Below are 17,415 nucleotides of genomic sequence, written 5' to 3'. Positions count from 1 at the left end.
GTGAATCGCATGGGTGACCTGCTTCGAGTCATGGCCGCAGTCGGGTCTTGCATCGCCGCTTTCGCGGCTCTGGTCGTTACCATTCGCGTCTGGCGCACATCACGCCTGACTGCTCGGCTTGAGGTTGTTCGCGGCCTCCACGCGGAACTTGTCAGCGACTCGGCGGCCCAAGACAGGCATACCTTGGGATCGCTGCACTGGCAGAACCGCGAGATCAACCCTGATGGGGCGGAGCGCGGCGAGGTTATGTGCGCGTATTTCGCGATGCTGTGGCGCTTTGAACGGCTTCATGCCGGCCGCAAAGTACTCCTTGAGGAAGCCAACGGTAGGCGGGACGTTGCGCTGAAGATGTTGGATGAACAGGTGTACACGCACGTCGCCGAGTACGTGTGCACTTTCCGGGTCATCAAGGAGAAACTGACAGAGTCGAACAGGGACGACACGGTATTTGACGGTGCCTACGTCAAAACCTTCGAGCAGCTTTGCATCTCCCTGGCGTACAACTTCGACGACCCAGAAAAGAAGGCGCGACTCGGGGCACACGCCAACAACACCGAGAAGTGCAACTGCACGTGCCACGAGGTGGCGGCGAAGCCGCCCCTCCCCGCGCAGCGCCCCATCGGGGCATCGGCGTAGACAGCACGTAGGCCGCACCGGTCAAGCCAAGTGGCACTCGTCGGCAACCGGCCCCGTCCGCGCATCGCGGACGGGGTTTTGGTCGGCTCGGCCAGGACCTGCCAGAGCAGCAGCGTGTTGGGAGACGGCAGAGAGCCTACGGCTACTTTGCAGCGCGTCGGAGACGGAAGACCGAGGCCAGATGCGGAAGGGCCGGCGGCGCGTAAGGGAGACCCGGTCGTTCACCCTCATTACGGCCAGACGCGTGCCCCGGCCTCGAAGACCTCGGGCGCGCTGTGCACCGGCAGGACACACAGAAGGTGGCCGCCAGGGGTGCGTAGCACGCGGCACTCAAGCCACTGCGCGACCTGCGTCGCTCCGAGGCCGAGCAGTCGGGCGGTCTCGGCTTCCACGTTGTCCGTCTCGATGTCGAGGTGGAAGCGGGGAGCGTCGTCCACCGCCTGCACGACCACGGCCAGGCCGGGGATGGCCTCGTGCAGCGACGTGAACTGCTCCTCCGCCGGGTCAGGGCGGGCGGGCACCCCGAGCGCCGCGGACCAGAAGACCGCCGCGGCGTCCGGCTCGGGGGTGTCGATCAGCAGGGCGTACACGCGGCTTCTATGCATGCGGCGAGTCTTCCGGGCTTTCGACGAGCCCCTCCACGAAGTGGTCGAACTCGCCCGCCTGGACGCCGAGTACGAAGGCGTCCCACTTGCGGCGGTTCGTCGTGACGACGGTGTCCGGGGCGCTGGTCTCGCGGAGGTAGACGGGGGCGTCCCCGTCGTCCCCGTCGGTCCCTTGGCTCTCGCCGAAGGCGATCTCGATCCAGGGGCCGGGTCCGGTGGCGTCGGGCGGGGCGGCGCGGGTCCAGGTGAGGTCGTCGGGAACGTCAGACACGGGGGGTTTCTTCCTTCAGGGCGGTGAGGAGGGCGTCGAAGGCGGCCGGGGTGGCCGTGAGTATCGCTTCGGTCGGGTCGCCGCTTTCGGTGAGGTGGATCGTTTTGGTGGTGACGGCGACGTGCACGCAGGAGTTGCCTTCCGGGCAGTAGGACGACCTCTGCCAGGTGCGCTTGGGCATCGGGGCTCCTTCACAGTCCCTTGAGGATGGTGTGGATGAACTGCTGGGACCGCTCGGGCGAGAGAGCCGCCGCCTCCATGCGCTCCAGGAGAACGCGGTACTTGTCCAGTTGGGCCTCGGCGTCCAGGAAGACGGGCCCGTGCGACTGGTCGAGATTGACGGTGTCGAGCTGCGGCACGGGCCCCTCGGCGTAGTAGATCGACTGTCCTGAGCCCGGGAAGATGCTGGAGTCGAACGGCAGGACGTGGATGGAGATGTTGTCTCGCTCGTTCATGTCCAAGAGGTACTTCAGCTGGTCACGGGTGACGGTGTCACCGGCGAACCGCATGCGCAGAGCGGCCTCGTGGATGATGACCTGCTGCGCTGTCGGCGGATCACGGAAGAGTACGGCCTGCCGCTTCACTCGGAACGACACTCGATGTTCCACGGCAGGCGGCGGGAGTTGGGGAACGGCCTGGCGAAAGAGCTCGCGCGCGTACTCCGTGGTCTGGAAGAGGCCAGGGATGTGCACAGTCACCGCGGTGCGCAGCCGTACCGCGTGGTGTTCGAGTTCTGCGAGGTCGAGCAGTACGGCGGGCAGCAGATCGCGGTACTCCTCCCACCAGCCCCGCCTGCGATCGGGAGTCATGGCGGCGAGCGCCTCGATCAGGGCCCGGTCCGAGCAGTCGTAGCTGCAGGCGATGGTGCGCAGTCGGTCGGGGCTCACGCCGTGGCGGCCGGCCTCGATGTTGCTGACCTGGTTCTGCTTGATGCCCAGCAACTGTGCTGCCTGCGTCGAGGTCAGGCCCGCGCGTTCGCGCAGCTTGCGCAGTTCGGCGCCCAGCCGGAGTTGGCGGCCGGTGGGGGTGCTTCTCATGGCCAACGTTCGAGTCCTCCACGTCACCCGCACGCGTGAATACTGAAGAGCTTCGCGGATCTGGGTCTAACAACTTACAACTTGCCGCTACCTTACGACTGGGCCTCTCACCCAGACCCACACCCCCAACTCCCCTCAGTGACCGGAGACTTCCATGGCCACCGTAACCCCGCCCTGGGCGTACACCCTTCACCTCCCGCACGATCCACACGCACCGGGGATCGCCCGCGCGACCCTCCGTACCGTCCTCGACGCCCACGGGCTCTCCGCACTCGCCCCGACCGCCGAGCTCCTCGCCTCTGAACTGCTCACCAACGCCCACGTCCACACCACCGGCCCCTACGCCCTCCGACTGCGCACGATGGAACCGGGCCGCCTCCGAGTCGCCGTATGGGACACGGATCCGAAGGTGCCGCCCGGATTCGAGACCGCCGGCGCCGTAGCCCCGTGGGATGCCGAAGGGGGGCGTGGGCTGCATCTGGTGCGGGCCTTTGCGGACGCGGTGGGGGTCTCCGTGCTGGGAGACCTGGGCGTGTCGAAGGGCGGGAAGCTGCTGTGGGCCGAGTGTCAGTGGGGTGACCTATCGTGATGGTCATTGTTCGTAGAGTGAGGGTGGTCGCATGACTGAGGTCGACCGACGGCTCAGGGGCCGGACGTGTAGCCGGACCGATCTTGAAGGGGAGCGGGCCGAGGAGGTCGCACAGTACGGTGGATTCAACGCTGAGCAGGACATCGGGCCTCCCATCGATCCCGCTCGCGTGAAGGTGTCGGAGCCGGGCGGACGGAGGGAGCGCATCGTGTCGCGGATCCATCCGAAGCCCCGTCCGGGGCACCTGCGCGAGATCGCAGAGAAGATCGAGGAAGCGACGGGTCTGCGGGTGCAGATCGTGGGAGGAAAGCTCGTGATGTCGCCGACGCCGCGTGGCAAACATGCGGGAGTCATCTACGAGCTCGAGGAGCTGATCAGGCCGAAACTCCCGCATGAACTCGTCGCGACGGAAATGTCCTCCATCGAGATGCCGGACGAACCGGATGACTTCGTGACGCCGGATCTCGTGATCTGTCCCCGGCAATTTTTGGATTCCGACGACTGGCTGCTCGACCCTTGTGACATCGAGCTCGCCGTCGAGGTCGTCTCCCAGTCCGAGAAGTCCCGTGAGATCCGGGACAAGGCCGACTGGTACGCCGTCGCCCGGGTGCCCGTCCTCCTCGTCGTCGACCCACGCAACGGCACCTGGGCACTGCACACCCGCCCCGACAACGGCGCCTACCAGGACGTACTTCCTGGCAAGTTCGGAGAACCCGTTCCGCTCCCCGAGCCCTTGCGCCTGGAGATCGCCACGGACGGCTTCCCGGTGTACGGGGACACGCCCCGTGGACGCTCCTGACAAGGGCGTGAGCTGCTCCTCCTCTCAGAGGGCGGGCGGGACGAACTCCGGCTGGTCGAGCAGGCGCAGCCAGCTTCCATCAGGTTGGCGCCGGACGACCTGGGCGCGGGCGCCGGTCCCGTCCTTCGGCGGGGTCGAAGTGAGGGCGATGTCGCCGTTGATCAGTGTCGGCAGCGGTTGTTCCGGCTCGAAGCGGGGGCGGTTGGCCAGCACCTTCTCCCAGAGCGCACGGATCGCCTCCCGGCCCACCGTCAGTTCGCCGGGCGGGTAGGCCATCACGGCGTCCGCCTCGTACAGCGCGGCGACCCCGTCCGCGTCACCGGCGTTGGATCGCTCGACGAACAAGCGAGTGATGTCCTCGGGGCGCAGGGCCTTCTCGTACTCCGGCATGGATTCCTCCTGGCGTCTCTGGCTTCTGCGTCTCCCAGCCTGGTGTCCCCCAGATCAGAAGTCCAACAGATGGATTTGCTAGGAGCTAGAATCTGCAGTCATGGAGCTGAGGCAGCTGGAATACTTCGTCGCGGTCGCTGAAGAGCAGAACTTCACGCGGGCCGCCGAGCGAGTGCACATCAGCCAGTCCGGCGTCAGCGCCCAGATCCGCCAGCTGGAACGTGAACTCGGGGCCGAGCTGTTTGACCGGTCGACGCGCACCGCCACCCTCACTGTCGCGGGCAAGGCCGCGCTCGAACCCGCCCGCGCCGCTCTTGCCGCAGCTCGTGCGGTCGGGCAAGCGGTGGGTCAGGTGACCGATCTGATCCGGGGCCGGCTCACGGTCGGGATGGTCACAGGTTGCACCGTCACCCCGCTGTTCGATGCCCTCGCCGCGTTTCACCGGGCGCATCCCGGCGTGGAGATCTCACTGCTGGAGGACAACTCCGACCGGCTCGTCGAGGGGGTGCGCGACGGTACCGTCGACCTGGCCCTTGTCGGTACCGCGACGGCCACCCCGGACGGGCTGGACGCGCTGACCATCATCAGCGAGCGGCTCGTCGCAGCGGTTCCGTCCGAACACCCCTTGGCGAAACAGCGACGGGTCACTCTGCGCGACCTGGCCGCCCATCCGGTCGTGTGCATGCCGCCCGGCACGGGGCTGCGCAGCGTATTCGACCGTGCCTGCGCCGCGCAGAGCCTCGAACCCGCGATCGCGCTGCAAGCCAGCGCCGCGGACGCCATTGCCGACCTCGCCGCCCGCGGTCTCGGCATCGCCATCCTCAGCGAGTCGATGGCCGAGAGCTACCGGGACCGGCTCACCGTCCGCACCATCGACGACGTCGAAAACCCGGCAATGCTCGCCCTGATCTGGAAGAGCTCGCACAACCCCGCGGTGCGCGAGTTGCTCACGCACAGCCGGAACGCTTTCACCGTGCCCAAGCCCAAGCCCGATCCTGCTCGGGGGTAGCACCTTGAAGGTCTGCTCGACGGGCATTCGGGCTCAGTCGTGCTACGCCGGTAGAAGCCCACCCGGCGGCTTCATTCGCGAACTCGCGGGCCTCTCGGGGCCGAGGAGCTCTACTGCTATGACCGCTGGCTTTCCCGTGCGGAATATGGAAATCCTGGCTCCGTTCTACGGCGCGGAGCTTCCTTCCCTGCGATCCGTCCCACTGCGTTCGATCAACCTCAACTGGTGTGGTCCAACCGTCTCCTTGCGGATGGATCTGCCTACTCCACCCATGCCGCTGCCGGCGGAGTGGACGGAAGCCGGAGTCGACACGGTTCAATGCCAGTTCCAGTTCCTGGCGGTGGCCGACCTGGTGCTGGACGGCTGGGAGCCGCCGGTGACGGCCTGCCTCGCGGTCGATCCTCTTCCCGACGGCCGACACAGGATCCTGGTGACGGCTTCGACCGACAGCGGTACGTTCCTGAAGTTCACCTGCAGCGACGAGGTGCTCGCCGGGCATCTGAGCGGCTTCCGACCGCTGTCCGACGGCTCGGACGGCGGGCCCCACGTCTTCCGCAGCAGGATCGACGGCATGCGGCACACCACTGTTCCCGACCCCTGCGAGAAGACCTTCTATGAGCGCCTCTGACACCGCCGCGCTGATGACCTCCTCCGCGCTGAGCTCCCGTGATCTTTTCTATGTACACATCGACGAGCGCCAGCGCTCCATCACTCTCGGGTTTACCGCCCAGGAAGGACACGAAGGCTTCGAGTTCTTTATCGAGTTCACCGACGTGCGGGACGTTGTGGTACGTGGCTGGGCGGCGCCGGGACACAAGGACGTGCAGCTCACGCAGACCGTCGAGGGGATCACGGTCTCCGTCGAGGCCGAGGGATCGTCGCTGAGCTTCCGGGCGGCAAGCATGTCCGTGGCCCGGTCGCGTTCATTTCATGCGGCGCCGTAGGAAACCGGAACCTCGAGGAGTGATCGTGGACGTGGAGCTGCTGCCGCATGTCGGTGTCGCGGTGTTCCGATTCGGGATGTCGGTAGAAGAGGCGGGAGACGCAGCGCGCGAATGGGGGCCTCTCAGGACCGCGGGAGGCGACGCGGACCCGGGGCAGATCGTCCAGACCCATGACGAGTTCAGGATGAACTTCGTGCTCGGGTTCACCAAGGGCCTGTTGAACGGCGTGGAATTGTGGCGGTTTCGCAACGAGGAGGCAGACGTACGGGTCCTCCTCGACGGGATCGACATCTTCCGCACGCCGAGCGAGGAGCTGTTTGAGCAGCTCGCTGAGCGGGGCCACACCATTGTCGGTATTTCTGAGCGGCGAGGAAGTGTGAGGGTCAGAAGGATGGACATCGAGATCACGCCCCACGAGGGTGCCGGCCCCTTCCGGCTCGGCATGTCCTTCGACGAGGCCACGGACATCGCGAGGGAGCGGGGTGCCACGGTGAAGCACAGCCCGGAGGGCGGTAGGCCGCCGGGCAAGTACGTCGTCAAGCATCCCGACGTCACCCTCAACTTGTTTCGACGGCATCGCAGACTTCAATGTGATCCTGGCCAACGCGAGCAGTCAGGACGTCCCAGTCGATCCCAGGACCGGTTTCCCGCTGTACTTCGACTACGCCCTGGTGGCCCACAAGATCGCACCCTGAGCAGCTCTGCCGACCCCTGGCCCGGTCGCGTATGTCGTCAATCATGTAAGCGGGGCGCCGAGGTGTCAGAGGTCGAGTACCGCGCGCAGAGCCTGGTCGACGCGCGCGAGGGCGGCGGGGCCGATGTTTCCGAGGAACGTGCCGTCGTGGAACCGCGCCGTCTTGAGCTGCGCGAGGTTGAGTGCGACGGCGACGGCCTCCACGGGGGCGTTCAGATGTACGGACATGATGGTGTCCGGGTAGGCGCCGGGCGGATGCAAGACGATGGCGAGGCAGGCACCGAAGGTCTCGTCGAGTCCGTCGAGGCTGACGACGCAGACCGTACGGTCCCCTTCGCTGCCCTTCACCTGCCAGATGTCACCCCTGTTCACCACGCGTCGCCCTCTCCGTCAAGGTCAGGGCGGTAACCGGCGGTGGCCAGCAGCTTCGCCGCGTCCAGGGTGATCTGCCGACGAACGAGACGGTCTATGAACGCGGATACATTGCCTTCGGGGGCGTGGGCACGCACGTAACCGGCGGTTTCATCGGAGAGCGACACCGTGATCTTCGTGGTCATACCCGCATCATACTGGAGTCATACCAGGCGGGACGCATGCTCGGCTTCCAGCGGCCGCCAGGTCCCGCGCCGGCCACTACGAAGGCAGGCCACCCTGCAACGATGAAGATCACGATCTTCAGCAGGAGCACTAGTGACGTATATAGACCCCGAGAGTCGAGCCAAGGCTGAGGCACACGGTCACCCGTATGCGTCGGAGGAAATCATTGCCGCTGGGTACGACCTGGCGGGCCGGGTCTGCCGAGAACTCCGTCGCGCCGGTCTTCCCGCTTATCTCGAGCGTCCAGGAGTGCCGCAACACCCCGGCGTCTGGGTGGAAGTCGACAGCCAGGGTGAGTACGCCGGAGGCCTCTACGTCCGCTGGAGTGCCCCAGAACTGGCAGAGGACGGTATGCGGGCAGTGGCAGAAGGGCAGGACCCGGCGGCGCCGGAGTGGAAGCACTACGCCGAGGTCGTTCTACTCATGCAGACGGCATTGATCGGGATCCTGCGGCTGGTCGGCTTCTCCGTCGTGCGGGCTGAGGAGGTCAACGACGTCGCCAAGGGTGATGTGTACGTCCACGCCCGTACGCCGTTCAGCCGGACCTCGTCGTAGGGCTGGATGCGCCTGGCAGAAGGTCAGGGCGCGTTTGTCGGGGTCAGTGGGGGTGGGGACCGCGAGTTGGAGGCGGCTGCCCATGGACGAGGAGAGAGTCGAGCAGGGGCGTCTGGCGCTTCTCTCACCTTCGTACGGAACGCTGAGTTCCGATGATGAAGCGAAGCCGACGTCACATCCTCGCCCTCACCGTCCTGCTCGCCGTCACCTCGGCCTCCGAGGCGGCCGCGGATGACGGGGCGGGGCCTCTCGGTGTGACCGCCGTGGCCGCCCTGTGCGGTTGGGGCGTTGTTCGCCGGTGGCGGGCACTTCTTGTACGGCGTCCGTCGTGCACAGTCCCGGGCGGGATCTCATTGTGATCGCAGCGCACTGCCTCGACGGGAGCGCGGACGGCGTCTCGTTCGTGCCCGGCTACCGGGACGGGCAGAAGCCGTACGGGACCTGGAAAGTGCAGAAGCGGTTTCTGCCCGATGGGTGGGCAAAAGGGCACGAGGCCGGCGAGGACAGTGATGTCGCCTTCGCTGTCGTCGGCGGGCGGGGCGGGAAGAGGGTCGAGGACGTGGTTGGCGGCAATCGCTTCGTCACTCGTGCGGCTACCGGGGCCACCGACGTCACCGGGAACCGGGTATCCCGGTTCCCGGGAGGTGCCGATCAGTTGCACCAACCGGCCTACGCGTCACAGCCGTACGCAGCAGCGCATCGAGTGCCCCGACTTCAGTGGGGGCACCAGCGGCAGTCCGTGGGTCAACGGGTACGCGGAGGTCGTGGGCGTCCTGGGTGGGCACGAGGAGGGCCGGGCCACGGCGGACGTGTCGTACAGCGTGGTTCTCGAGGCGGGGGCGGCTCAGTTGTACCGGGAGGCGGCGGGGGACGGGTGAGTCGCGGCCGGATCGCGCCTGGTTGCGCGGGGTTCCTGGTGGGAAGCTCCTAGACTGGCGCGGGCGTACTCCCAGGGGCCGAGGGGCGGTTGACGGTGCGTAAGGCGTGGGTCGTGGCGGGTGCCGCCGGCGCGGCGGGGCTCGGCTTCGTGATGCTGCTCGTCGTCGGCGTGTACGTGGTCGCCGGGAACCTGGCCAACGAGGTGAGCGGCGGCACCAAGGCGCTGGCCAAGGGTGCCGTGCCCGCCGCCTACCGCGAGCTCGTGCAGAAGTGGGGCAACAAGTGCCCCGCCATCAATCCGGCGCTGCTCGCCGCCCAGCTCTACCAGGAGAGCGGGTTCAACCCGAAGGCCCAGAGCGCGGCGGCGGCCCAGGGGATAGCGCAGTTCATTCCCGGGACGTGGGCGACGCACGGTGTCGACGGTGACGGGGACGGTGACAAGGACGTGTGGGATCCGAACGACGCGATCCCGTCCGCGGCGGCCTACGACTGCTCACTCGCCTCGTACGTGAAGGACGTTCCCGGGAATCTGACCGAAAACATGCTGGCCTCGTACAACGCCGGGGCCTACGCGGTCATCAAGTACGGAGGCGTGCCGCCGTACTCGGAGACCCGGAACTACGTGAAGACGATCACGACCCTGGAGGAGAGCTTCGCGGCTCCGGTGAGCCGGGTCGATCCGTCCGAGCAGGCGGCCGGTGCCATCTCCTACGCCCAGAAGAAGCTCGGCACGCCCTACCTGTGGGGTGGCGACGGGACCGCCGAGGACAACGGGCAGTTCGACTGTTCCGGGCTGACCAAGGCCGCGTACGAGAGTGTCGGGATCACGCTTCCGCGGGTCGCCAACGATCAGTACAACGCCGGTCCGCACCCGTCGCGGGACGAGCTGCTCCCCGGCGACCTGGTGTTCTTCTCGGACGACCTCGGCAACTCCCGGGCCATCCGCCATGTGGGGATTTATGTGGGTGGCGGATACATGATCGACGCCCCGAGAACGGGCGCTGTGATCCGGTTCGACCGCATCGACACCCCCGATTACTTCGGGGCCACGAGGGTCACCGAAGATGGCGCGAAAGCGCTCCCCACGACGGTCTGAACCGAGCGTGAACCCACCCCCTGAGCTGCGGCGATGAGTCTCTCTTCGATAACGTCTGAGTGATCATTCGGTGGAGTGTGGAACGTATTTACGGGAGTCGTGCGTTCCTGGTGACATAGCGAATCTGCAAACCAACGGGGGTGGGCAGAAACGGCGTACACACGAGTGCGCCGAGAGAGACGACGAAGGGGCCGCGCACCATGGCTGGACTCGCAGAATCCGGGTCGAACCCTGACGTCGATCTGCTGTACGACATCAACGGCCTGGCCAAGGACGCCCCCGCCTGGTTCGACAAGGGCATGGAGTACGTCGGCGAGTACGGCCTGCTGCTCGCCATGGTGCTGCTCGTGCTGTGGTGCTGGTGGTCGGTGCGCCGGCGGGGTGCCGAGGACGCGGCGTCGTCCGTGGCCTCGCTCGTCTGGGCGCCGCTGGCAGCCGGTGTCGCGGTCCTGGTGAACGTGCCGATACGGGGCTTCGTCGAGCGGCCCCGGCCCTTCCGTACCCACGAGGGGCTCGACGTCCTGGTCTCCGGCAAGACCGACTACTCGTTCGTCAGCGACCACGCGACCATCACCATGGCCATGGCCGTCGCCCTGTTCGTCGCCAACCGCAAGTTCGGACTCCTCGGCCTCGGGCTCGCGTTGCTCGAAGGGTTCTGCCGGATCTACATGGGCGTGCACTACCCGACCGACGTCGTGGGCGGGTTCGCGCTCGGTACCGCCGTCGCGCTGCTGCTGTCCCCGGTGGCCACGGCCCTGCTGACGCCGGTCATCAAGGCGATCGAGCGGTCACCGCGGGCCGGTTGGCTGGTCCGGGCCCGGGGGCGCTCGGACGACGGGCGGGACGCGGTGGTCCCGGGGGCGCACAAGGAGCCGACGGGCACCGAGGAGCGGGACTTGGCGGCGTAAGCCGGAGAAGGGCCGCCGGGGCTCACAGCGCCTGGGGATACGTGAAGAAGCGGTTCGGGTCGTACTGCTTCTTGATCGCGGTCAGGCGGGTCGCCGCGGCGCCGTAGTACGCCGTGCGCCAGTCCTTCAGGGTCGGGTCCGTGTAGTTCTGGTAGGCGGCGCCCGACGCGTACGGCTTCATCGCCGTGTGGGCCGAGGTCAGCCAGGACTGGGCGGCCGTGCCGCTGGTGCCGGCCCGCCAGGAGGCGATGTACTGGGCCAGCATCCGCGAGCGGCGGTGGACGAACGCCGTCGCCGCCGGCGAGACCCGGTTGACCGCCCCGCCGAGCGCCGTGAACGCGATGCTGCCGGAGCCGCCGCGCACCGAGTTCATCTGCCTGAGCACCGTCTGGATGCCGGCCGGGGAGAGCGAGCGGTCGAAGAAGTCCGAGCGGGCCGCGTAGGTCTCACGGCCGAGCGCGCCCTGCGGTGAACGGCCCGGCGTGGAGCCCGGCAGATGGCACTGCGCGTCGTTCGAGAAGGACGAGCAGTGCGCGTAGATCTCCATCGCCTCCAGGTAGCCGCGGCGGCGGAGCGAGACGCTGCTCGCCGGGGCGCCGACCCTGTCCGCGAGGCGGTCCACCGCGTTCTGGAGTTCGCCGTAGGTGCCGAGGGAGAAGGCGGCGACGGACACGGTGGCGTGGCCGCCGGGCGCGCCCGCCAGGTCCAGGGCCGACCAGGTCTCGTCCGGCTGGGACGGGCCCCACTCCTGCCACGCCTTCATCACGGCGGCCGCCTTCGACCACGGCCAGGACAGGTACGCCGTCACCGCCCGCGGCGCCGGGTGGGTCGTGAACCGCAGTTCGGTGACGACGCCGAAGTTGCCGTTGCCCGCGCCGCGCAGGGCCCAGAAGAGGTCCGGGTGGTCGGTGGCGTTCGCGGTGAGCCGCTTGCCGTCGGCCGTGACCAGGGTGGCCTGGGTGAGGCTGTCGCAGGTCAGGCCGTACGCCCGGGAGACCACTCCGTGGCCGCCGCCGAGGGTGAGGCCGGAGACGCCGACGGTGGGGCAGGAGCCCGCGGGGATGGTGACGCCCTTCGCGGCGAGGGCGCGGTAGACGTCGATCAGCTTGGCGCCCGCGCCGACGACCGCGGAGTCGCCGCTCGCCCGGACCCGGTTCAGCTTGGAGACGTCGATGATCAGGCGGCCGTTGCCCGAGGACCAGCCCGCGTAGGAGTGGCCGCCGTTGCGGATCGCCACGTGCAGGCTGTGGGCGCGGGCGTAGGTCAGTGCCGTACGGATGTCGTCGTCGCCGGCGACGTAGGCGACCGCGGCGGGCTTCAGCGCGTCGAAGCGGGTGTTGTAGAGCTGGCGGGCGGCCGGCCAGGCGGCGTCGCCGGGGCGGACCAGGGGGCCGTCGAGGTCGCGGGCGAGGGCGGACCAGTTGGCGGCGGCGGTCGCGCTGGTCGTCCGCAACGAGGTGCGGGTGGACGACGTCGACGTGCTCGCGGCGGAGCCGCCGCCGGTCCTGCAGCCCGTCACCAGTGCCGCGAACGCGGTGGCGGTGCCTCCCATGAACGTGCGCCGTTGCATGTCCGTGCCTTCCGTCGACTTCGTGGAACGAGACGGCCTCGTGTGCTCACGGGTTCCCCCGACCAGCGACACGGTTCCACATCGCGCCGGGTTGCCTACCTGTCGGTACCGTGAGAATTGGTGCCTCGCGGTACGAGTGCGCAGGTCGTCCGCGCGGTTGCCGCGTCGAGGTGCCCGTGCCGGGACCTCGGTGTGTTCCTCCCGTAAGCGTTCCGTGACCTAACCGCACCGTCCTCAGGGGTTCACCCCCCGTTCACTTCCAGCCGTCGGCGCCTTCACCTGATCTGTCTAATTTCGGCCTTACGCGGTGCGGCCAGGTACTCCGAGTACGTGTCCGCATCACCCAGACTTCGCGCACGCCGCCGGATTCAGGACGGCGGCTCCTGGAAGGAACTCCCTCAAGTGAAGCTTCAGCGCATGAACCGGCGGGCCCTCACCCTCGGTGCTCTCGCCGTCTCCGGCGCCCTGGCCCTCACGGCGTGCGGCTCCGACGACACCAGCTCCGGCGGGGACAGCAGCGCCTCCTCGACCGCCGCGGCCGGCAACATCAAGTGTGACGACGCCAAGGGCCAGCTGCTCGCCGACGGCTCGTCCGCGCAGAAGAACGCGATCGACGCCTGGGTCAAGCAGTTCACCCTGGCCTGTGGCGTGCAGATCAACTACAAGGGCAGCGGCTCCGGCGCCGGTATCACCGCGTTCAACCAGGGCCAGGTCGCCTTCGCCGGCTCCGACTCCGCGCTGAAGCCCGAAGAGGTCACCGCCTCCAAGAAGGTCTGCACCGGCGGCCAGGGCATCGACCTCCCGATGGTCGGCGGCCCGATCGCGATCGGCTTCAACGTCCCGGGTGTGGAGAAGCTCGTCCTGGACGCGCCGACCGTCGCGAAGATCTTCAACGGCAAGATCACGAACTGGAACGACGCGGCGATCAAGAAGCTGAACCCCGACGCGAAGCTTCCCGACCTCAAGATCCAGGCGTTCCACCGCTCCGAGGACTCCGGCACCACCGACAACTTCACCAAGTACCTGATCGCCTCCGCCAAGAGTGACTGGCCCTACTCCGGTGGCAAGGCCTGGCAGGCCAAGGGCGGCCAGTCCGCGTCCGGCTCCTCCGGCGTCGCCCAGCAGGTGAAGCAGACCTCCGGCGCGATCGGCTACATGGAGCTGTCGTACGCCAAGGACGGCATCACCCCGGTCAGCATCGACACGGGCGCCTCCGCCCCGGTCGACGCCACCGTGGAGAACGCCACCAAGGCCATCGCCGACGCCAAGGTGGTCGGCACCGGCAAGGACCTCTCGCTGCAGCTGAACTACGCGACCAAGGCCGACGGCGCCTACCCGATCACCCTGGTCACCTACGAGATCGCCTGCGACAAGGGCAACAAGGCGGACACCCTGCCCGCCACCAAGGCGTTCCTGCGCTACATCGCCTCCGAGGACGGCCAGAAGGTCCTCTCGGACAACGACTACGCGCCCATCCCCGACGACATCATCGCCAAGGTCCGCACCACGATCGATGGCCTGAGCTGACTGAGTGTGCGGTCCGGTCCGGGGCCTTGAGAAACCCCGGACCGGACCGCACCGTCCGGTGCACCGCCGCCAGGAGCCGCCGCCGACCGCGACCGGCTCCACTGGGCCGTACGGCGCGTACGGCTCCGCAGACCGGAGACCCCGATGGACATATCAACGAAGAACACCGAAGCCCCTCCACCCGCCCCACATCCCACGACCGAGCAGAAGCGCGCGGCCCGTGGCGCCACTCGACCCGGTGACCGGATTTTCCTCGGTCTCTCCCGCGGGTCGGGCATCCTGCTGCTCGTGATCATGGCCGCGATCGCGGGCTTCCTGACGTACCGCGCCTCGATCGCGATCAGCAAGGACGAGGCCAACTTCTTCACCGCCTTCGAGTGGAACACCAGCCTGCTGCCGCCGAAGTTCGGCATCGCCGTCCTGGCGTTCGGCACGGTCGTCTCCTCGATCATCGCCATGGTCATCGCGGTGCCGGTCGCCGTCGCGATCGCGCTGTTCCTCACGCACTACGCCCCGCGCAGGCTCAGCGGTCCCATCGCGTACGTGATCGACCTGCTCGCCGCCGTGCCGTCCATCGTCTACGGCCTGTGGGGCGCCCTGGTGCTGGTGCCGAACATGACCGGCCTCTTCGGCTGGCTGGACGAATACCTCGGCTGGACCGGCATCTTCTCCTGGCAGGGCGGCGCGCCCCGCTCGATGCTGACCGTCGGCATCCTGCTCGCGATCATGATCCTGCCGATCATCACCAACGTCAGCCGCGAGGTCTTCCGGCAGGTCCCGCAGATGCACGAGGAGGCGGCCCTGGCGCTGGGCGCCACCCGCTGGGAGGTGGTCCGCATGGCGGTCATCCCCTTCGGCCGCTCCGGTGTGATCTCCGCCTCGATGCTCGGCCTCGGCCGTGCGCTCGGCGAGACGATGGCCGTCGCCACCGTGCTCTCGCCGACCTTCGACATCCAGGCCAGCCTGCTCGACCCGGGCGGCGGCACCTTCGCCCAGAACATCGCCAGCAAGTTCAGTGAGGCCAGCGAACTCGGCCGGGACGCGCTCATCGCCTCCGGTCTGGTCCTGTTCGTCATCACCCTGCTGGTCAACGGCGCGGCGCGCATGATCATCGCCCGTCGCAAGGAGTACTCGGGGGCCAACGCATGAGCAACGCAGTCGCCGAAAAGCGTCCCAGCACCCTGCGCGGTGCCCGGCTCCCCAAGTGGGCGCCGTACGCCATCGCGGCCGGCTCTCTGGTGGTTGCGTTCGGCATCGGGCTGGCCGCCGGTCTGGACAGCGAGGTCCAGCAGGGGCTGATCGCCGCGATCATCTTCCTGATCGCCACGTTCGGGATCGCCGCCCGCGTCGAGGGACGCCGCCAGGCCAAGGACCGGATCGCGACCTCGCTGGTGTGGGTCGCCTTCCTGCTCGCCGTGGTGCCGCTGGTCTCCCTGGTGTGGGTCACCGTCTCGCGCGGCGTGAAGGTCCTCGACATCTACTTCCTGACCCACTCGATGGGCCTGATCGCCGACACCGATCCGGGCGGCGGCATCTACCACGCCATCGTCGGCAGCCTGGAGCAGGTCGGCCTCGCCACGCTGATCGCCGCTCCGATCGGTGTGCTCACCGCGATCTACCTGGTCGAGTACGGGCGCGGCAAGCTGGCCCGCTGGGTCACCTTCTTCGTGGACGTCATGACGGGCATCCCGTCGATCGTCGCGGGCCTGTTCATCCTCAGCATCATGCTGATGTTCGAGATGCAGCCCTTCGGGTTCGCCGGTTCGCTGGCGCTGTCCATCCTGATGATGCCGGTCGTGGTCCGCTCCACCGAGGAGATGCTCAAGCTCGTCCCGAACGAGCTGCGTGAGGCCTCCCTGGCGCTCGGTGTCCCGAAGTGGCGCACGATCCTGAAGGTGGTCCTGCCGACCTCGATCGGCGGCATCACCACCGGCATCATGCTGGCGGTCGCCCGTATCGCGGGCGAGACCGCGCCGGTGCTGCTGCTGGTGTGGGGCAACTCGCTCATCAACACCAACCCCTTTGAGGGTGCGCAGCAGTCACTTCCGCTGTACATCTATCAGCAGTACGCGAACAGCGCGGGCTCCGGTGCGGCCTACGACCGGGCGTGGGCGGCGGCCCTGACCCTGATCGCGTTCGTGATGATCCTCAATCTGGTGGCTCGCGGGATCGCCCGCTGGAAGGCCCCGAAGACCGGTCGCTGACGCGGCCATACGGCGACTGATCTGGAAGCGAAGTACAAACATGGCCAAGCGAATCGACGTAAGCGGGCTCACCGCCTACTACGGATCCCACAAGGCGATCGAGGACATCTCGATGACGGTCGAGCCGCGTTCGGTGACGGCCTTCATCGGCCCGTCCGGCTGCGGCAAGTCGACGTTCCTGCGCACGCTGAACCGGATGCACGAGGTCACCTCGGGCGGCCGGGTCGAGGGCAAGGTGCTGCTGGACGACGAGGACCTGTACGGGCAGGGCATAGACCCGGTGTCCGTGCGCCGCGAGGTCGGCATGGTGTTCCAGCGTCCGAACCCCTTCCCCACGATGTCGATCTTCGACAACGTGGCGGCGGGGCTGCGGCTGAACGGCAGCTACAAGAAGTCGGAGCTGAGCGACACCGTCGAGAAGTCGCTCAAGGGCGCGAACCTCTGGAACGAGGTCAAGGACCGTCTGAACAAGCCGGGCTCCGGGCTGTCGGGTGGTCAGCAGCAGCGTCTGTGCATCGCGCGGGCGATCGCGGTGGAGCCGAACGTGCTGCTCATGGACGAGCCGTGCTCGGCGCTCGACCCGATCTCGACGCTGGCCATCGAGGACCTGATCGGTGAGCTGAAGGAGCGCTTCACGATTGTCATCGTGACGCACAACATGCAGCAGGCGGCGCGTGTGTCCGACCGGACGGCGTTCTTCAACCTCGCGGCGGTGGGGCAGCCGGGGAAGCTGATCGAGATCGATGACACGGAGAGGATCTTCTCCAATCCGTCGGTGCAGGCGACGGAGGACTACATCTCCGGGCGGTTTGGCTGAGCCGACGGTTTCCTGACCCCTCGCGGTGCTGCATGGCGGTGCCACCGCGAGGACGATGAGGGCCCGCCTCCGGGTTCCGGGGGCGGGCCCGTCGTTGCTGGGGGGTGCCTGCGGCGGCCTGCGGGGGTGGGTGGGGGTGCGCGTTGCGCCTGCGGTTCGGTGGGGGGCGGGGACGGGTCGGGGGTGTCCGTCCTCGGAACGTCGCGGAATCGGTTTCTCACCAACTTGGCGGTGTTGACGCGACAACCGCTGCGGGCGGACACCCCCGACCCGTCCCCTTCGCGCCGT

Annotated in this window: 22 protein-coding genes; 14 read left to right on the top strand and 8 right to left on the bottom strand. The window is 67.8% G+C overall.

What is annotated here, in order from left to right; translation table 11 throughout:
• The first annotated feature begins 9 nt into the window (after positions 1-9).
• Entirely contained in the window at positions 10-636 is a 627-nt protein-coding gene (locus ABZ027_RS39755) for a hypothetical protein (protein WP_356777346.1), read from the top strand.
• A 230-nt stretch (positions 637-866) separates the two neighbouring features.
• Here ABZ027_RS39755 and ABZ027_RS39750 read toward each other — a convergent pair whose 3' ends face one another.
• The 4 genes from ABZ027_RS39750 to ABZ027_RS39735 are packed head-to-tail and all read right to left on the bottom strand — an operon-like array spanning position 867 to position 2,549.
• Entirely contained in the window at positions 867-1,241 is a 375-nt protein-coding gene (locus ABZ027_RS39750; protein ID WP_356777344.1) for a VOC family protein, read from the bottom strand.
• The gene (locus tag ABZ027_RS39745) at positions 1,234-1,512 is read right to left on the bottom strand and encodes a DUF397 domain-containing protein (protein WP_356777342.1); all 279 of its coding nucleotides are present in this window, start codon (positions 1,510-1,512) and stop codon (positions 1,234-1,236) included. Before ABZ027_RS39745 ends, ABZ027_RS39750 begins: the two co-directional genes overlap by 8 nt.
• Positions 1,505-1,693 (bottom strand): DUF397 domain-containing protein, encoded by a 189-nt coding sequence (locus ABZ027_RS39740; RefSeq protein ID WP_356777340.1) that lies wholly within the window; start codon positions 1,691-1,693, stop codon positions 1,505-1,507. Before ABZ027_RS39740 ends, ABZ027_RS39745 begins: the two co-directional genes overlap by 8 nt.
• A gap of 10 nt (positions 1,694-1,703) precedes the next feature.
• Complete coding sequence (locus ABZ027_RS39735; protein ID WP_356777338.1) at positions 1,704-2,549, bottom strand: helix-turn-helix transcriptional regulator; 846 nt, start codon at positions 2,547-2,549, stop codon at positions 1,704-1,706.
• Between the two features lie 154 nt (positions 2,550-2,703).
• On the opposite strand from ABZ027_RS39735, the gene ABZ027_RS39730 reads away from it, so the two are divergent.
• The gene (locus ABZ027_RS39730) at positions 2,704-3,138 is read left to right on the top strand and encodes an ATP-binding protein (protein WP_356777336.1); all 435 of its coding nucleotides are present in this window, start codon (positions 2,704-2,706) and stop codon (positions 3,136-3,138) included.
• A 208-nt stretch (positions 3,139-3,346) separates the two neighbouring features.
• Entirely contained in the window at positions 3,347-3,937 is a 591-nt protein-coding gene (locus ABZ027_RS39725; protein WP_356777334.1) for a Uma2 family endonuclease, read from the top strand.
• A 24-nt stretch (positions 3,938-3,961) separates the two neighbouring features.
• Here the strand turns inward: ABZ027_RS39725 and ABZ027_RS39720 are convergent, their stop codons facing one another.
• Entirely contained in the window at positions 3,962-4,327 is a 366-nt protein-coding gene (locus tag ABZ027_RS39720; RefSeq protein WP_356777332.1) for a nuclear transport factor 2 family protein, read from the bottom strand.
• Positions 4,328-4,427: 100 nt separating this feature from the next.
• Here ABZ027_RS39720 and ABZ027_RS39715 point away from each other — a divergent pair, with 100 nt between their 5' ends.
• The 3 genes from ABZ027_RS39715 (at position 4,428) to ABZ027_RS39705 (ending at position 6,280) form a co-directional block, all read left to right on the top strand.
• Positions 4,428-5,336: a LysR substrate-binding domain-containing protein gene (locus tag ABZ027_RS39715; protein WP_356777330.1), complete on the top strand. Its 909-nt coding sequence runs from the start codon at positions 4,428-4,430 to the stop codon at positions 5,334-5,336.
• A gap of 118 nt (positions 5,337-5,454) precedes the next feature.
• On the top strand, positions 5,455-5,964 hold the full coding sequence (locus ABZ027_RS39710; protein WP_356777328.1) for an Imm50 family immunity protein: 510 nt from the start codon (positions 5,455-5,457) through the stop codon (positions 5,962-5,964).
• The gene (locus ABZ027_RS39705) at positions 5,951-6,280 is read left to right on the top strand and encodes a hypothetical protein (protein WP_356777327.1); all 330 of its coding nucleotides are present in this window, start codon (positions 5,951-5,953) and stop codon (positions 6,278-6,280) included. Before ABZ027_RS39710 ends, ABZ027_RS39705 begins: the two co-directional genes overlap by 14 nt.
• Positions 6,281-7,040: 760 nt before the next feature.
• On the opposite strand, the gene ABZ027_RS39700 is transcribed toward ABZ027_RS39705, so the two are convergent.
• Both ABZ027_RS39700 and ABZ027_RS39695 read right to left on the bottom strand, forming a co-directional pair.
• A complete protein-coding gene (locus ABZ027_RS39700; protein ID WP_356777325.1) occupies positions 7,041-7,349 on the bottom strand; it encodes a hypothetical protein in 309 nt (102 codons plus the stop codon).
• Positions 7,343-7,531, bottom strand: coding sequence for a toxin-antitoxin system HicB family antitoxin (locus ABZ027_RS39695; protein ID WP_356777323.1), 189 nt, complete (start codon positions 7,529-7,531; stop codon positions 7,343-7,345). Before ABZ027_RS39695 ends, ABZ027_RS39700 begins: the two co-directional genes overlap by 7 nt.
• 289 nt (positions 7,532-7,820) lie before the next feature.
• Between ABZ027_RS39695 and ABZ027_RS39690 the strand changes: the two genes are divergently transcribed.
• The 4 genes from ABZ027_RS39690 to ABZ027_RS39675 all read left to right on the top strand — a co-directional run bounded on the left by ABZ027_RS39690 (position 7,821) and on the right by ABZ027_RS39675 (position 11,009).
• Positions 7,821-8,126: a hypothetical protein gene (locus ABZ027_RS39690; protein ID WP_356777321.1), complete on the top strand. Its 306-nt coding sequence runs from the start codon at positions 7,821-7,823 to the stop codon at positions 8,124-8,126.
• 644 nt (positions 8,127-8,770) lie between these two features.
• Positions 8,771-9,004 carry a hypothetical protein gene (locus tag ABZ027_RS39685; protein ID WP_356777319.1) on the top strand — a complete coding sequence of 78 codons (234 nt, stop codon included), beginning with the start codon at positions 8,771-8,773 and terminating at the stop codon, positions 9,002-9,004.
• 152 nt (positions 9,005-9,156) lie between these two features.
• Positions 9,157-10,101, top strand: coding sequence for a bifunctional lytic transglycosylase/C40 family peptidase (locus tag ABZ027_RS39680; protein ID WP_356777371.1), 945 nt, complete (start codon positions 9,157-9,159; stop codon positions 10,099-10,101).
• A 200-nt stretch (positions 10,102-10,301) separates the two neighbouring features.
• Complete coding sequence (locus ABZ027_RS39675) at positions 10,302-11,009, top strand: phosphatase PAP2 family protein (protein ID WP_356777317.1); 708 nt, start codon at positions 10,302-10,304, stop codon at positions 11,007-11,009.
• A 22-nt stretch (positions 11,010-11,031) separates the two neighbouring features.
• Here the strand turns inward: ABZ027_RS39675 and ABZ027_RS39670 are convergent, their stop codons facing one another.
• Positions 11,032-12,579: an FAD-binding oxidoreductase gene (locus tag ABZ027_RS39670; RefSeq protein ID WP_356777315.1), complete on the bottom strand. Its 1,548-nt coding sequence runs from the start codon at positions 12,577-12,579 to the stop codon at positions 11,032-11,034.
• Positions 12,580-12,981: 402 nt separating this feature from the next.
• Here ABZ027_RS39670 and pstS point away from each other — a divergent pair, with 402 nt between their 5' ends.
• The 4 genes from pstS to pstB all read left to right on the top strand — a co-directional run bounded on the left by pstS (position 12,982) and on the right by pstB (position 17,127).
• Positions 12,982-14,106, top strand: coding sequence for a phosphate ABC transporter substrate-binding protein PstS (gene pstS, locus ABZ027_RS39665; RefSeq protein WP_356777313.1), 1,125 nt, complete (start codon positions 12,982-12,984; stop codon positions 14,104-14,106).
• Between the two features lie 144 nt (positions 14,107-14,250).
• The gene (gene pstC, locus ABZ027_RS39660; RefSeq protein WP_356777311.1) at positions 14,251-15,255 is read left to right on the top strand and encodes a phosphate ABC transporter permease subunit PstC; all 1,005 of its coding nucleotides are present in this window, start codon (positions 14,251-14,253) and stop codon (positions 15,253-15,255) included.
• Positions 15,252-16,310, top strand: a complete 1,059-nt coding sequence (gene pstA, locus ABZ027_RS39655) for a phosphate ABC transporter permease PstA (RefSeq protein WP_356777309.1) — start codon at positions 15,252-15,254, stop codon at positions 16,308-16,310. Before pstC ends, pstA begins: the two co-directional genes overlap by 4 nt.
• A gap of 40 nt (positions 16,311-16,350) precedes the next feature.
• A complete protein-coding gene (pstB, locus tag ABZ027_RS39650; protein WP_356777307.1) occupies positions 16,351-17,127 on the top strand; it encodes a phosphate ABC transporter ATP-binding protein PstB in 777 nt (258 codons plus the stop codon).
• The last annotated feature ends 288 nt before the right edge of the window (positions 17,128-17,415 follow it).

The sequence above is a fragment of the Streptomyces sp. NPDC006332 genome (genome assembly GCF_040612855.1).
Taxonomy (GTDB): domain Bacteria; phylum Actinomycetota; class Actinomycetes; order Streptomycetales; family Streptomycetaceae; genus Streptomyces.
The sequence above is the reverse complement of the archived record's forward strand: the minus strand, read 5'-3'. Positions and strand labels throughout refer to the sequence as shown.